At 71.5% G+C, this 14,221-nt stretch carries 12 protein-coding genes and 1 pseudogene; 8 read left to right on the forward strand and 5 right to left on the reverse strand.

Annotated elements, in window-relative coordinates; all coding sequences use genetic code 11:
• Together AC07AB_RS16725 and AC07AB_RS16730 are read left to right on the forward strand one after the other, a co-directional pair.
• Complete coding sequence (locus AC07AB_RS16725) at positions 1 to 987, forward strand: TerC family protein (protein ID WP_478566680.1); 987 nt, start codon at positions 1 to 3, stop codon at positions 985 to 987.
• A 116-nt stretch (positions 988 to 1,103) separates the two neighbouring features.
• Positions 1,104 to 1,553, forward strand: a complete 450-nt coding sequence (locus AC07AB_RS16730) for a lamin tail domain-containing protein (RefSeq protein ID WP_478566683.1) — start codon at positions 1,104 to 1,106, stop codon at positions 1,551 to 1,553.
• Positions 1,554 to 1,583: 30 nt separating this feature from the next.
• On the opposite strand, the gene AC07AB_RS16735 is transcribed toward AC07AB_RS16730, so the two are convergent.
• A complete protein-coding gene (locus AC07AB_RS16735; RefSeq protein WP_478566686.1) occupies positions 1,584 to 2,240 on the reverse strand; it encodes an MBL fold metallo-hydrolase in 657 nt (218 codons plus the stop codon).
• A gap of 10 nt (positions 2,241 to 2,250) precedes the next feature.
• Positions 2,251 to 2,976, reverse strand: coding sequence for a maleylpyruvate isomerase family mycothiol-dependent enzyme (locus tag AC07AB_RS16740; protein ID WP_478566689.1), 726 nt, complete (start codon positions 2,974 to 2,976; stop codon positions 2,251 to 2,253).
• A 178-nt stretch (positions 2,977 to 3,154) separates the two neighbouring features.
• Between AC07AB_RS16740 and uvrA the strand changes: the two genes are divergently transcribed.
• Positions 3,155 to 6,175: an excinuclease ABC subunit UvrA gene (gene uvrA, locus AC07AB_RS16745; RefSeq protein ID WP_478566692.1), complete on the forward strand. Its 3,021-nt coding sequence runs from the start codon at positions 3,155 to 3,157 to the stop codon at positions 6,173 to 6,175.
• Between the two features lie 116 nt (positions 6,176 to 6,291).
• Here uvrA and AC07AB_RS16750 read toward each other — a convergent pair whose 3' ends face one another.
• The gene (locus AC07AB_RS16750) at positions 6,292 to 7,416 is read right to left on the reverse strand and encodes a WD40 repeat domain-containing protein (RefSeq protein ID WP_478566695.1); all 1,125 of its coding nucleotides are present in this window, start codon (positions 7,414 to 7,416) and stop codon (positions 6,292 to 6,294) included.
• A gap of 173 nt (positions 7,417 to 7,589) precedes the next feature.
• Positions 7,590 to 8,522 carry a carbohydrate kinase family protein gene (locus AC07AB_RS16755; protein ID WP_478566698.1) on the reverse strand — a complete coding sequence of 311 codons (933 nt, stop codon included), beginning with the start codon at positions 8,520 to 8,522 and terminating at the stop codon, positions 7,590 to 7,592.
• Between the two features lie 272 nt (positions 8,523 to 8,794).
• Here AC07AB_RS16755 and AC07AB_RS16760 point away from each other — a divergent pair, with 272 nt between their 5' ends.
• The 3 genes and pseudogenes from AC07AB_RS16760 to AC07AB_RS16770 all read left to right on the forward strand — a co-directional run.
• Positions 8,795 to 9,220, forward strand: a complete 426-nt coding sequence (locus tag AC07AB_RS16760; protein ID WP_478566701.1) for a Rieske (2Fe-2S) protein — start codon at positions 8,795 to 8,797, stop codon at positions 9,218 to 9,220.
• A 473-nt stretch (positions 9,221 to 9,693) separates the two neighbouring features.
• Entirely contained in the window at positions 9,694 to 10,782 is a 1,089-nt protein-coding gene (locus tag AC07AB_RS16765; protein WP_478566704.1) for a GNAT family N-acetyltransferase, read from the forward strand.
• Between the two features lie 129 nt (positions 10,783 to 10,911).
• Positions 10,912 to 11,148: pseudogene (locus tag AC07AB_RS16770) on the forward strand (GNAT family N-acetyltransferase); the annotation flags it as partial.
• Between the two features lie 159 nt (positions 11,149 to 11,307).
• Here AC07AB_RS16770 and AC07AB_RS16775 read toward each other — a convergent pair.
• Complete coding sequence (locus tag AC07AB_RS16775) at positions 11,308 to 12,252, reverse strand: hypothetical protein (RefSeq protein ID WP_478566707.1); 945 nt, start codon at positions 12,250 to 12,252, stop codon at positions 11,308 to 11,310.
• A gap of 233 nt (positions 12,253 to 12,485) precedes the next feature.
• Here AC07AB_RS16775 and AC07AB_RS16780 point away from each other — a divergent pair, with 233 nt between their 5' ends.
• Entirely contained in the window at positions 12,486 to 13,175 is a 690-nt protein-coding gene (locus AC07AB_RS16780) for a papain-like cysteine protease family protein (protein ID WP_478566710.1), read from the forward strand.
• Positions 13,176 to 13,179: 4 nt separating this feature from the next.
• On the forward strand, positions 13,180 to 14,124 hold the full coding sequence (locus tag AC07AB_RS16785) for a hypothetical protein (protein ID WP_478566713.1): 945 nt from the start codon (positions 13,180 to 13,182) through the stop codon (positions 14,122 to 14,124).
• The last annotated feature ends 97 nt before the right edge of the window (positions 14,125 to 14,221 follow it).

Below are 14,221 nucleotides of genomic sequence, written 5' to 3' on the forward strand. Positions count from 1 at the left end.
GTGCATGTTTCCCTGATCCTGTGGGCGCTGACGATCGTCGGTCTGTGCGCCCTCGTCGCCGCCGACTTCTTCATCGGCGGCCGCAAGCCGCACGCGGTCTCCATCAAGGAGGCCGGTGTCTGGACGGTCGTCTGGGTCGCCCTCGCGGCCCTCTTCGGCCTCGGCCTCTTCGTGTTCGGCGGCGGTCAGCCCGCGGGTGAGTTCTTCGCCGGATACATCACCGAGAAGTCGTTGAGCGTCGACAATCTCTTCGTCTTCGTCCTGATCATGGCCAAGTTCGCGGTCCCGCCGATCTATCAGCAGCGGGTGCTGATGGTCGGCGTGCTCATCGCGCTCGTTCTGCGGGCGATCTTCATCGGTGCGGGCGCCGCGATCATCGCCAACTTCTCCTGGATCTTCTACCTCTTCGGCGCGTTCCTGATCTGGACGGCCTGGAAGCTCATCCAGGACGCGCGGAGCGGCGAGGAGGAAGAGGAGTTCGAGGAGAACCGCCTCCTCAAGGCGGTCGAGCGGCGCGTCCCCTCCACCAGCGAGTACCACGGCACCAAGCTGTTCATCGCCGAGAACGGCAAGCGGCTGATGACGCCGATGCTGGTCGTCATGCTGGCGATCGGCACGACCGACGTCCTCTTCGCGCTCGACTCCATCCCGGCGATCTTCGGCCTCACCCAGGACCCGTACATCGTCTTCACCGCCAACGCCTTCGCGCTGATGGGCCTGCGCCAGCTGTACTTCCTCATCGGCGGCCTGCTGAAGAAGCTGGTCCACCTCTCGTACGGCCTGTCGGTCATCCTCGGTTTCATCGGGGTGAAGCTGGTGCTGCACGCGCTGCACGAGTCCGGTCTGAGCGTCCCGGAGATCAGCATCCCCGTCTCGCTCGGCGTCATCTGCGCGGTCCTGGTCATCACCACGATCACCAGCCTGCGGGCCTCGAAGAAGCAGGCCCTGGCGGACGCCGCGGACAGCAAGGACAGCCTCGGAGTCTGACACGGGCATGTGCCGGGTTACGGGCCCTCCGGAGAGGGGCCGTAACCCGGCCGCCCCACTACCGTGGTGCGCACAGCGGCCCGCGACCGGCGCCGCTCGTCCCGAGGGGGGACCCCATGCACCACCGCATCGCAGCCGTCGTTCTGGCGACGGGCACGGCAGCGGCGACCCTGTTCGCCGCGGCGCCGGCATCCGCCGCGCCCTCCGTGCACATCACGGAGATCTACTACAACAGCCCCGGCAAGGACACCCGTTCCAACTCCAGCCTCAACGCCGAATGGGTACGGATAAAGAATCCGACGAAACACGCCGTGAGCCTGAAGAACTGGACGCTGACGGACGCCTCCCGCCACCAGTACAAGTTCCGCGCCTACACCCTGGGGGCCGGGAAGTCGGTGAAGGTGCGTACCGGCCAGGGCAACGACACCTCGGCCAACCGCTACCAGGACCGCCGGGCCTACGTCTGGAACAACGACCGGGACACGGCGACGCTGCGCAAGTCGAGCGGCGCCAAGGCCGACTCGTGCTCCTACAGCAACTCCCGCCGCTCCTCGGTCCTGTGCTGACCTGACGTCACCACGCACCGCCGCCCGGCGTCACCAGCCGCGCTCGCGCCACTGGGCGAGCTGCGGACGCTCGGCGCCGAGGGCGGTGTCCCCGCCGTGGCCGGGGTAGACCCAGGTCTCGTCGGGGAGGGGGGCCATGAGCTTGTTCTCGACGTCGTCGAGCAACCGGGCGAACGCCTCGGCGTCGCCCCAGGTGTTGCCGATGCCGCCCGGGAAGAGGCAGTCGCCCGTGAACAGGTGCGGGTGGCCGTGCGGGTCGTCGTAGACCAGGGCGATGCTGCCCGGCGTGTGGCCCACGAGGTGGCGCGCGGTCAGCTCGACCTGGCCGACCCGGATCGTGTCGCCGTCCTCGACGAGCACATCGGTCGGCACCGGAATGCCCTCGGCGTCGTAGCGCCCGGCGTAGGTGCGGGCGCCGGTGGCGTCCACCACCTCGCGCAGCGCCCCCCAGTGGTCGCCGTGCCGGTGGGTGGTGACCACCGAGGCGATGCCGCTGTCGCCGATCAGGCGCAGCAGGGTCGCCGGCTCCGCGGCGGCGTCGATCAGCAACTGCTCGTCGGTCGCGCGGCAGCGCAGCAGATAAGCGTTGTTGTCCGTCGGGCCGACCGCGACCTTCGAGATCATCAGCTCGGTCAGCTCGTGTACGTCCGCCGGTCCGCCGACCTTCACCGCTCCGCTGTATGTCATGGCTCCAACCCTATAGCGGCGGGAGCGCGGGCAGCAGGCCGCCGGAGGAGGCGCCCCGGGCGTCGAGGCCGGCGCCGTCCGTACGCCCGGTGAGCCAGCCGAGCAGGTCGGGGGAGGAGCCCGTGACGGTGGTGATGTCGCCGTCCTCACGGCCCGTGCGCCAGCTGCTCCCGTCGGGGGTGGTCAGCCGCAGCGCGGGCACCCCGGCGCGGCCCGCGAGCTTCACGCCGGTCATGAATTCGATCTCCAGCGTGACGAAGGAGGCCGGCAGGTCGTCCAGCCCGTAGCCGATCCCGAGGTCCACGTGGTGCAGCTCGACCTCCACGAGCCTGCGGAACGGCAGCATGGCCGCCCGCTCCATGACGCCGTTGCGCATCTCCACCTCGAACCGCAGGCGCTCCTCGGGCACGGCCGCGGCGGCCTCGTCGAAGCGGGCGGCGCTGGCGCGGAGGTCGTCGAGGTGCGCGGCCAGCGGGCGCGCGGCGTCGCGCTCGATGTCGGCGTCGCGCGCCTCGGAGCTGGCGTACATCGGCGTCTTGACGTCCGTACGGGCCCAGGTGAGGAGGTTGGTGATGGCGTCGGCGTTACGGGCGATGTGCGCGAACACATGGCCCCGGGTCCAGCCGGGGAGCAGCGACGGGGCGGCCGCTCCGGCGTCGTCCAGTGCCCGGGCCCCGGTGAGGAGCCGGTCGGTGGCGGTCCGCACGGCGGCGGTGACGGATGCGAAATCGCTCATGATCGGCACCCTAGCGGCGGCCACCCATTCGGGTGAAGGTGGTCGGCTCAGGCCGTGAATCGAATGTGCGTGCTATAGGCTCGGGTGAGGCACGAGAAACGACATCCGAGCGACGCCCCCATACCCTGGGTCCGGGGTGCGGCGCACCCCGCAGCTCTCAAGAAAGGTGCCTACCGGCGTGGCCGACCGTCTCATCGTCCGTGGCGCTCGCGAGCACAACCTCAAGAACGTCTCGCTCGACCTCCCCCGTGACTCCCTCATCGTCTTCACCGGGCTTTCGGGGTCGGGCAAGTCATCCCTCGCGTTCGACACGATCTTCGCCGAGGGGCAGCGTCGCTACGTCGAGTCGCTCTCCTCCTACGCCCGCCAGTTCCTGGGCCAGATGGACAAGCCCGATGTGGACTTCATCGAGGGGCTCTCCCCGGCGGTGTCCATCGATCAGAAGTCGACCTCGCGCAACCCGCGCTCCACGGTCGGCACGATCACCGAGGTCTACGACTACCTCCGGCTCCTCTTCGCGCGCATCGGCAAGCCGCACTGCCCCGAGTGCGGCCGCCCGATCTCCCGGCAGTCGCCGCAGGCCATCGTGGACAAGGTGCTGGAGCTGCCCGAGGGCAGCCGCTTCCAGGTGCTGTCCCCGCTGGTGCGCGAGCGCAAGGGCGAGTTCGTCGATCTCTTCTCCGACCTCCAGACCAAGGGCTACAGCCGGGCCCGGGTGGACGGGCAGACGATCCAGCTCGCCGAGCCGCCCAAGCTCAAGAAGCAGGAGAAGCACACCATCGAGGTGGTCATCGACCGCCTGACGGTGAAGGACAGCGCCAAGCGGCGGCTCACCGACTCGGTCGAGACCGCGCTCGGGCTCTCCGGCGGCATGGTGATCCTCGACTTCGTGGATCTCGCCGAGGACGACCCCGAGCGTGAGCGGATGTACTCCGAGCACCTCTACTGCCCGTACGACGACCTGTCCTTCGAGGAGCTGGAGCCGCGCTCCTTCTCCTTCAACTCGCCCTTCGGCGCCTGCCCGGACTGCACCGGCATCGGCACCCGCATGGAGGTCGACCCCGAGCTGATCATCCCGGACGAGGACAAGTCCCTCGAAGAGGGCGCGATCAACCCCTGGTCGCACGGGCACACCAAGGACTATTTCAACCGGCTGGTCGGCGCGCTCGCCACGGAGCTCGGCTTCCGGATGGACATCCCCTGGGCCGGCCTGCCCCAGCGCGCCAAGAAGGCCCTGCTGAACGGCCACAAGACCCAGATCGAGGTGCGCTACCGCAACCGCTACGGGCGGGAGCGCGCCTACACGACCGCCTTCGAGGGCGCGGTGCCGTTCGTGAAGCGGCGCCACTCCGAGGCGGAGAGCGACTCCAGCCGCGAGCGCTTCGAGGGCTATATGCGCGAGGTGCCGTGCCCCACCTGCGACGGGACGCGCCTCAAGCCGATCGTCCTCGCGGTCACGGTGCAGCAGAAGTCGATCGCGGAGGTCTCCGCGATGTCGATCAGCGAGTGCGCGGACTTCCTGCGGGGCATGAAGCTCACCGCCCGCGAGAAGAAGATCGCCGAGCGCGTGCTCAAGGAGGTCAACGAACGGCTGCGGTTCCTCGTCGACGTCGGTCTCGACTATCTGTCGCTGAACCGCGCGGCGGGCACCCTCTCCGGCGGCGAGGCGCAGCGCATCCGGCTCGCCACGCAGATCGGCTCCGGCCTGGTCGGCGTCCTGTACGTACTGGACGAGCCGTCCATCGGTCTGCACCAGCGCGACAACCACCGGCTCATCGAGACCCTCGTGCGCCTGCGCGACATGGGCAACACCCTGATCGTCGTCGAGCACGACGAGGACACCATCAAGGTCGCCGACTGGGTGGTCGACATCGGCCCGGGCGCCGGTGAGCACGGCGGCAAGGTCGTGCACAGCGGCTCGCTGAAGGATCTGCTGCGCAACAAGGACTCCATCACCGGGCAGTACCTGGCCGGCAAGCGGGCCATCGCCACCCCGGACGTCCGGCGGCCGCTGGACGTGGAGCGGCAGCTCACGGTGCACGGCGCGCGCGAGAACAACCTGCGCGACATCGACGTGTCCTTCCCCCTCGGGCTGCTGACCGCCGTCACCGGAGTCTCCGGCTCCGGCAAGTCGACGCTGGTCAACGACATCCTCTACACCCACCTGGCCCGCGAGCTGAACGGCGCCAAGTCCGTGCCCGGACGGCACACCCGGGTGGACGGCGACGATCTCGTCGACAAGGTCGTGCACGTCGACCAGTCGCCCATCGGCCGTACGCCGCGCTCCAACCCGGCCACGTACACGGGCGTCTTCGACCATGTGCGCAGGCTCTTCGCCGAGACGATGGAGGCGAAGGTCCGCGGCTATCTGCCGGGCCGCTTCTCCTTCAACGTCAAGGGCGGCCGCTGCGAGAACTGCTCCGGCGACGGCACCATCAAGATCGAGATGAACTTCCTGCCCGATGTGTACGTGCCGTGCGAGGTCTGCCACGGTGCGCGCTACAACCGGGAGACCCTGGAGGTGCACTACAAGGGCAAGTCCATCGCCGAGGTGCTGGACATGCCCATCGAGGAGGCGCTCGACTTCTTCGAGTCGGTGCCGACGATCTCGCGGCACCTGCGCACGCTCCATGAGGTCGGCCTCGGCTATGTGCGGCTCGGGCAGTCGGCGCCGACGCTGTCGGGCGGTGAGGCGCAGCGCGTCAAGCTCGCCAGCGAGCTCCAGAAGCGCTCGACCGGCCGTACGGTCTACGTCCTGGACGAGCCCACCACCGGACTGCACTTCGAGGACATCAGCAAGTTGATCAATGTGCTGTCCGGGCTGGTCGACAAGGGCAACACCGTCATCGTCATCGAGCACAACCTCGATGTGATCAAGACGGCGGACTGGGTCGTCGACATGGGCCCGGAGGGCGGCAACGGCGGCGGGCTGGTCATCGCCGAGGGCACGCCCGAAGAGGTCGCGGCAGTTCCGGCCAGCCACACCGGGAAGTTCCTCCGCGAGCTGCTGGGCGACCGGGTGAGCGACGCGGCGCCGGCGGCGCGGAAGGCGGCGAAGAAGGCACCGGCGAAGAAGTCGGTGGCCGCGGCCGCTGGGAAGCCGGTGGCGAAGAAGCCGGTCACGAAGGCCGCCGCCGCGAAGACGGCCACGGGGAAGAAGACCGCCGCGAAGAAGACCACGAAGGCGCGTGGCGCCTGACCGGTCGGTGAGCCGCGCCCGCGTCCGGCCTCGCCGCTGTCGAACGTCCTCGGTCGTTCGGCAGCGGGCGGGGTACGGACCGGGACCCGCTGCGGCTGGTCCGGAGCGGCTTCGGCTCAGGCCGCGCCGGTCGTGAATTCGTACAGGTCGTACGCGACCATGGCCAGCCGCCCGGGGCCGCCCCGGTAGCCGAGCGCCGAGCCCAAGGGGCTGGTGACCTCTTGATAGCCGATGACGTTCAGCGCGTCATGGGTGGTGGTGCCCATCCACAGCGCGCCCTCTTCCGTCGACGCGAACCAGCACGGCCCGTCCGCGTACGCGCCCCAGGTCGTACTGAAATTGAAGGCTTGCGGGCGCTGCGGGTCGACCAGGAGGTTGGCCCGGCCCCGGAGCGAGGGTTTCCAGGTCTTCTCGGACACCGTGAAGTACCAGAGGTTGTGGTCCTGGGGGCCCACTGAGCAGTTCGCCACCAGCAGCGCGTCACCGCGCACGGAGAGGCTGTTGATGCCGCGCTGCGCCTCGGGGTTGAACACCGTCTGCGACATGATCCGGCCGGACGGCACCTGGAGAACGCAGACGTAGCCGTCCTCGGAACCGGTCACCACATAGGCGGTGCCGTCCGCGTCGGACATCACCTCGATCGCCTGCACATCGTGCAGCCCCCAGGGGTTGACCGGACGCGGGTTCCGGATGTCCACGCTGCGCGCGAACCTCAGGCGGCGCCGCGCCGGGTCGTAATCCCACAGGGAGACATGACCCGTGGAGTGCCCGACCACCAAGGTGCCCGGTGAACCGGCGCGGACCCCTTGCCCGCTGGTGGCGACCCCCAGCGCCGGATCGTAGGGGACGGTCCCGGCCGGGCACAGGTCGCTCCAATCGCCGCGCGGCGAGTGCCACAGGGCGATGGAGCGGTCGTCGTTCGAGCTCGCGATCGTCCGGCCGGGCAAGGGGGCGAGCATCTGCACGCCCTGGAAGGCGGGGCTGTTGACCGCCACACTGATGCGCGGCCCGGCGACCGCCGACTCGGTGAAGCGGAAGACGCTCATGGAGCCGTCCCAGCGGCCGACGGCGAACTGGTCGTCGTCCAGCCACGCGAGCCGCTGCGCCATCTCGTACGTCGCACCACTGGAAGTGATCGGCAACGCCGCCGCCGGCGTCGGCCGGGGCGGCGAGGCCACCCCGCGGCCGGCGAGCTCACGGCGGGACCGGAGTACCGGAGGAACCGATCGAGGATCAGACATGGCAGCTGCCCCTTCCCGTACACGCCGCTCTCGTACGACGTCCCGTGCACGCGGATCACGTACGGCTTCCCGCACCTGTCCCGCTCTCGCACGACTCCTCGCACGCCCCGGACGACACTCTAGGGGTGCTCGGCGGCCATGCCCCCGGTCCGGCGCGGAACTCTCGGGCCGCCTCAGACGAGCTCCGACGCGTAAGGGGGCTGAGCTCCGGCGCGGGAGCAGGTGACCGCCGCCGCCCGGGCGGCGAATTCCAGGATGTCGCGCCACTGCCCGGCGTCCAGCGAGGAGACCGCGGCGGGCGAGAGCGCGCCGTGCTCCGCGAGCCGGTGGAGCAGGGCCGCGTTCACGGTGTCGCCCGCGCCGATCGTGTCCACCACGTCGACCCGCTCACCGGGCACCGCGTACGCGGCGCCGGACCGGGTCCGTACGCTCAGCCCGGCGCCACCCCTGGTCAGGACGGCGGCGGCGGGGCCGGCCGCCAGCCAGTGGGCCACCGCGGCGTCGACGTCCGAGCCGTCGGCCAGCCACTCGGCGTCCTCGACCGACAGTTTGAGCAGCGTCACATGCGGCAGCCAGGAGCGGAAGCGGGCACGGTAGGCGGCCGCGTCCGGGATCAGCCCGGCCCGGATATTGGGGTCGAGCGTGGTGAAGACGCCGCGCCCCGCCTCGCGCCGCAGCAGCTCCTCGTACGCGCTCGCGCCCGGCTCCAGCACCAGGGAGCAGGTGCCCAGCGACAGCGCCCGGGTCCCCTCCGGAAGCGCGGCGGGCAGCTCGAAGAGCCGGTCCGCCGTGCCCTCGACGTAGAAGCCGTAGCCCGCCGAGCCGTCGGCGCCGATGTCGGCCACGGCGAGCGTCGTCGGCTGCGGGCCGCGCTGCACCGGCTCCACGTCCACCCCGGACGCCCGCAGCTGGGCCAGGAGCGCCTCGCCGAAGGAATCCGTCGAGACCCGCGAGCAGAAGGCGGTCGGCGATCCGAGCCGGCCGAGCGCCACCGCGGTGTTGTACGGGCCGCCGCCACGCTGGGGGAGCAGCGCGGGCAGTCCGCCGTCCGCCGGGGCGCTGCCGGGCACGAGGTCGATGAGGGCTTCTCCGGCGACGACGATCACGCGGGCGTTCCTTTCCTGATCCCTGAGCCGGGTTCTCCCGGCGTCGCGGGCGCGTGGCGCGGGCAGGCGGCCGGGCCGCCCGCCCCACCGCCGTGGCCCCGGCGAATCCCATCACACCTGCGGCGCGAGCGGGCGTGCCGAGCACTTCTTTCTTCTTGGCGGGCCGGGTCCCTCGCGAGTGGGGAGTCCGGGTGGGGCGGCCGAAGCGGAATGATCTGTGGCGGTATCGTCGGGGAGCCAGCGCACCGCCCCAGCCGCCCCGTGGAGCACTCATGAGCAGCCAGTCGCCCGCCCGCCGAACCGTGCTGCGCGGAGCCGCCCTGGCCGGGGCCGCCGGGTTCGGCGTGGCGGCCTGCTCGGGCGGCACGTCCGGGGGGAAGCCGCCGGCCACCCCCACGGCGCCGGTCGACCTCGGCGCGGCCGCCGCGGTGCCGGTGGGCGGCGCGAAGCTCTACCGGGAGAAGCGGGTCGTCGTGGCGCAGCCCGCCAAGGGCGAGTTCAAGGCGTTCAGCGCGGTCTGCACGCACGCGGGCTGCGTCGTCGACAAGATCGAGGACGGCAAGATCAACTGCCCGTGCCACGGCAGCCAGTTCGACGCGGAGACCGGGAAGGTCCTGCGCGGTCCGGCGGGCGCGCCCCTGCCGCCCGTGCCGCTCAAGACGGACGGCGGCAAGCTCGTGGCGGGCCCGGACGCCTGAGCGGACCGGAGTGTGCCGCCGTGGCGGTTCCGCGTGCCGGGCGGGCGTGAGGTCCGGCCGGAGGGCGGGGCACGTACGCGAAGGACGCGGCCGGCTCTCGGCGGGACGCGCTGTCGTGTCCGTACGGAGCCGCGCTGTCGTGTCCGCAGGGAGCCGCCGCGGTTCCGGAGCACGTACGCCCCCGAGGCGGGCAATGGGCCGCCCGGGAGCCGGGGTGTCATGCGCACGCCCTGGGCTCGGCGGCCGGGCCTGCCAGCGTCGCGTAGGGGTGCACCAATAATCAGTTTTTTCCATAGTTTTACCCAGATACGCTCGGACCGGCAGCCGGTGGAGCCCGAACGGGCCGAGCTTGGCTGACGCTGCGTCAGCTCGGCGCAAGCCCTGCGGGAAGCGGCCGCCAGGCCCGTCCGCCTGCCTGCCCACTGTCGCAGCGGCCCCCAAGCGGGTGCGCCCGGTATCGAGAAAGGACCCCCATGAGCGGGACGACACACCACAGCCCCGAGCTCCGTCCGCTGCGCGACCGGGTGACCGCTCCGTCGTCCATCGCGCTGCCCTCGGTCGGCGACGGACTCACCTGGCGACCTGCCACCGCCGCCGACATCGGTCTGATCCTCGACCTGAAGCGGGCCGCCGGAGAGGTCGATCATCCGCGCTGGCTGGTGACGAGAGACGAGCTGGAGGAGGAGTTCAAGGGCGAGAGCTTCGAACCCGAGCGCGACGCGGTGATCGCCGTGGACGCCGCCGGGCGGGCCGTCGCCTACGGTTCGGCCGCTGCCCCGTCGAGCCGCGAGACGATCGTATGGGTCGGCCTCGACGGCGAGGTGGTCCCGGACCGCCGCGGTGAAGGCATCGGCGAGGCGCTGCTGGCGTGGCAGGAGGCCCGTGGGCTCCAGCACCTCGCGGCCTGCGACGCCACCCTGCCCGGGTGGCTCGCCTCATCCGCGAACGACCACGACACCTCCACGCTCCGCCTCCTCGGAGCACACGGCTACGAGCGCGCCCGGTGGTGGCTGGAGCTGGAGCGCGACCTCGCCGAGCCGGTCGCCGAACCGGCGTCCGCACCGGCAGTGCGGCTGGTGCCCTATGGACAGCAGTGGCAGGAGCAGGCCAGAGACGCGTTCAACGACTCCTTCCGGGACCACTGGGGCTCGCAGCCGGTCACCGTCGCCGAGTGGGCCGCAGGCGACCGTCTCGAAGCGTTCCGCCCGGACCTGTCCGTACTCGCCGTCGCCTCCGCCGCCCCGGACACTCCCGGCGCGCCCGCCGCTCCCGACGGCGACCGCGTCGTCGGCTTCTGCTTCGTCGACGTGGCCAAGGACGAGTGGCCGCTGCGCGGCGGCCCCTTCGGTTACGTCACGGCCCTCGGGGTACGGCGGGACGCGCGGGGGCAGGGGCTGGCGCGCACGCTGCTGGCCCACATGCTGCGGACGCTGCGGGCCGAGGGGCTGGACAAGGCCGTACTCGACGTCGACGCCGAGAACCCCTCCGGCGCCCTCGGCCTCTACCAGAGCCTCGGCTTCACCGTCGGCGACCGCGCGGTCAGCCTCGTCAAGCGCTTCTGACCGCCCTCCACTCACCCGCGGGGCACGCGCCCCGCCGCCCGGCCATGACGGACAGAAGGCCCGGACGGGCCCTCCGCCCGCCCGCTCACCGAGGCCGACGCGCGGGCGTCCGAGCGGTTCGAGGAAGCGGCGCCGGAACAGGACCTCGACGACGTCTACGTCCGGCCGGATCACTGGGCGGTCTACGGAGCGTTCGAGGGCGAACGGCTGGTGGGCGTGGCGAGCATGTACCCGTGGGGCGGCGCGCCGCCGGCCGACCTCGGCGTGCTGACGCTCCCGCCCAGCCGGGGCAAGGGCCACGCTCGGCGCCTCGTACGCGCGATCTTCCGGCATGCCATCGCACGGGGCCATGAGCCGCAGTACCGCTGCCGGCCCGACAGTCACGCCTCGGCGGCGGCCCGGTCGGCCGGGCTGACCCGGTTCGGCGCCTGGGACGCCGTCTCGCCGGACTCGGCCGTGCAGGCGCTCCGGCCGGGCCGCCGCCGCGTACCGCCTTCGACGGCTCCCAGCGGTCCGGCCGCCGGTTCAGTTCCAGTCCCAGTCGATGCCCAGGATCCCCGGCCGTACGCTCTGCTCGACCAGATGCACCCCGCGATGCCGCCCGGCGAGCGTCAGATCCTGCAGTCTGCCGCGCGGCGCGCCGGCCGCGGCCTGGGTGAAGCGCCGGCAGCGCACCGGCAGGGCCGCCGCGTCGAAGCACACCTGAAGGACGTACTGGGCGCCCGCGAAGCCGAACCCGCGTACGTACTCGGTGCTCGGTCCGCCGGTGCCGTCCTCGAAGCCGTAGGCGAAGACATAGGTGTCACCGGCCCGCAGCCGCGTGTCGAAGAGCAGCTCGCAGACGACGACGCCCGTGTCCGCGTGCCACCGCACGCGCCCGACCCGGCAGTTCTCCATGGCCCGTACCGCCACCCTGCCGGGGTCGCAGCCGGGGTCCCCGTGGTGGATGGCCACGTAGCGGTCCACGCCGTCCCGGTGCGCGCGCACCACATGGTGCGAGTCCCGGCCCCGCAGTTCACGCCGGTCGCCTATGCGGACCCGCTCCATGTGGCAGAGGGTGTGCAGACCGCCGTCCGAGGGCGCTTCGAGTTCGGTCAGGAGCCGCTCCAGGGGGCGCGGTTCGTCCACCAGTGAGCGGTACGTGCGACCGGCCGGGCGCTCGTGGTCGGCGCCGCGGACGGATGGTGCCAGCAGCCGGGTCAGGGCCTGCGCGGGCAGGTCCAGGATGTCTTCCAGGGCCCGTACGGCCCGTAGCGACTCCGGGCGCATCGGGCGGCGGGCCCCCTGCTGCCAGTAACTGAGGCTCGTCACCCCGACCTTGATGCCGCGCTGCGCGAGCCGGTGCTGCACCCGGTGCAGGGCGAGCCCGCGAGCGGCCAGTGCCGTGCGGAGGGCGAGGTCGAAGGGGCCCGTGCGCAGCGTCTGCGCGAGTTCGGCCTCGGTCGGCTTCGACCGTGAGGTGATGTGCACGGCGACCGCGCCCCTCTGTGAATTTTCACAACCAGTGTGGCAGGTCTCATTCGCTGGGACCGTTGTGTTCCTGGCTGACAGATGTGCTCTGTTCACATCAGGTTCCCGCCATTCACACCTCCGCCTCACTCGCATTGAATCGTGTTGACCGACCCCCGACAACACGCGGATGCTCCTCACCAGCGTCCGGACGCGCTCCTCCACACCAACCCCCCCAGCTCGGGAGGAACGCGATGACCCGTGCACCCGCACCCTCACAGAAGAGCCGCGCGCGCGGCAGACGGCTGCCGATAGCAGGCTTCATAGCCTCGGCGCTGCTGGCCGGAACCGCTGTGACGACGGCGACCGCCGCCACGGCCGCGCCCGCCGGCAGCGCCGCACCGAGCGCCGCGTCGGTCCAGGCCGCGAGCGGCCAGCGCGCCGGCCTGCAGGCCGTGCCCGGCGCCAGGAAGCTCAACATCACCATGCAGGCCCAGCAGAAGGACAACTGGTGCTGGGCCGCCTCAGGCGACACCATCGCCACGTTCTTCGGCAAGAACTACAACCAGAACCAGTTCTGCAACGCGGCCTTCAACCGCCGCCAGGGCACCGACTGCCCCAACAACCAGGCCAACCTCGGCAATGTGCAGACCGCGCTGCGCTGGGCCGGGATCAATTCCGGCAATTATGTGACCGGATGGCTGCGCTACCCGACCGTGCAGAATGAGATCAGCGCCGGCCGGCCGATCGAGACCCGCATCGAGTGGGCCTCCGGCGGCGGGCACATGCATGTGCTGTACGGCTACGACAACTCCCGCGACAACCAGGTCTCCTGGGGCGACCCGTGGCCCTCCAACAACCGCTACAACTGGGCCTCGCACGACTGGTATGTCAGCAATCAAGAATTCTCCTGGACCCACTCGCTCTACGGGATCGGAGCGTGAGGTCATGACCGCGACGAACCGCACCAACGCGGTGAACCACGTCAACGCTGCGAACCGCACCGACGCGACGAACCGCACCAAAACGGCGAACCGCACCAAGACGCACGCGGTGCGCGCGGCCGCCGCCGGTGGCGCGCTCGCCGGAGTGCTCCTGGGCTTCGCCCCGTCGGCCCAGGCCGCCGCCCCACCGGCCCCGCCGGCCGCCCCGGCCGCCTCCGCGGTCACCGAGGCCCACCGGGCAGCGACCGACCCCGCCACGCTCGACACGCTCTCCCGCTTCTTCGCCCGCGACAGCGCGGCCGGCGGCGCGGTCTCCAAGGCGAAGGCGGCCCCCAAGGTCGAGGGCGCGACCGTGCCGGTCTACACGCTCGCTCCGGAGTTCGTGGCGGGCACGGCGAAGGCCCCTGTGGCGAAGCTCGACTTCCTCGCCACCAAGGCCGTCTCCGCCGACGGGCGGAAGGCGTCGGTGTGGGCCGTCCGGCAGGGCGGCTCGTACAAGGTGGTCAACATCTCGACCGGCGACGACGAGACGCGCTACGTCGCGGCCGGTGCCGAGAAGGCGAGCGGCGGGACCGTCTTCCGTGAGCCGCAGATCGACGCCTGGTACGTGCAGCGCGGCGACCGGGTACTGCCGCTGGACGCCGATGCCGAGCGCGCCGTGGGCGCGAAGGGGATCAGCGTCGAGGCGTACCAGGCACGGGTGCACAAGGCGTACGGCGACAAGCTGCCGGGCTCCGCGTACGCCAAGAAGGGCCTGGCGGGCGGCTACGGCGCCGACTCCGCCAAGGCCGGCTCCGCCGAGGCCGGGGCGCCGGCCGTGACGCAGGCCGCGTCGGTGGAACACGGCAACGACGGCCTGCTGAACGCGACCTCCCTCGCGACGGGCGGGGCGGCCGTGGTGGCACTCGGCCTCTCCGTGGTGGCGGCCAGGCGGCGGCGGAGGACCTGACCGCGAATCCGGTCCCGGCCCTGGCAGGAAACGGTTCGCCGGGGCCGGTACGGGCAGGGCGCGGCCTGAGCCTCGGACCGGCCCGCGGCCTCGCGGA

It is taken from the genome of Streptomyces sp. NPDC044033 (assembly GCF_056434425.1).

What these genes read in the sequence shown, in the direction of transcription:
- AC07AB_RS16730 (WP_478566683.1), top strand. Translation starts at nt 1,104, where the DNA reads ATGCACCACCGCATCGCAGCCGTCGTTCTGGCGACGGGCACGGCAGCG.
- AC07AB_RS16785 (WP_478566713.1), top strand. Translation starts at nt 13,180, where the DNA reads ATGACCGCGACGAACCGCACCAACGCGGTGAACCACGTCAACGCTGCG.
- AC07AB_RS16780 (WP_478566710.1), top strand. Translation starts at nt 12,486, where the DNA reads ATGACCCGTGCACCCGCACCCTCACAGAAGAGCCGCGCGCGCGGCAGA.
- AC07AB_RS16760 (WP_478566701.1), top strand. Translation starts at nt 8,795, where the DNA reads ATGAGCAGCCAGTCGCCCGCCCGCCGAACCGTGCTGCGCGGAGCCGCC.
- AC07AB_RS16765 (WP_478566704.1), top strand. Translation starts at nt 9,694, where the DNA reads ATGAGCGGGACGACACACCACAGCCCCGAGCTCCGTCCGCTGCGCGAC.
- AC07AB_RS16750 (WP_478566695.1), bottom strand. Translation starts at nt 7,416, where the DNA reads ATGTCTGATCCTCGATCGGTTCCTCCGGTACTCCGGTCCCGCCGTGAG.
- AC07AB_RS16740 (WP_478566689.1), bottom strand. Translation starts at nt 2,976, where the DNA reads ATGAGCGATTTCGCATCCGTCACCGCCGCCGTGCGGACCGCCACCGAC.
- AC07AB_RS16735 (WP_478566686.1), bottom strand. Translation starts at nt 2,240, where the DNA reads ATGACATACAGCGGAGCGGTGAAGGTCGGCGGACCGGCGGACGTACAC.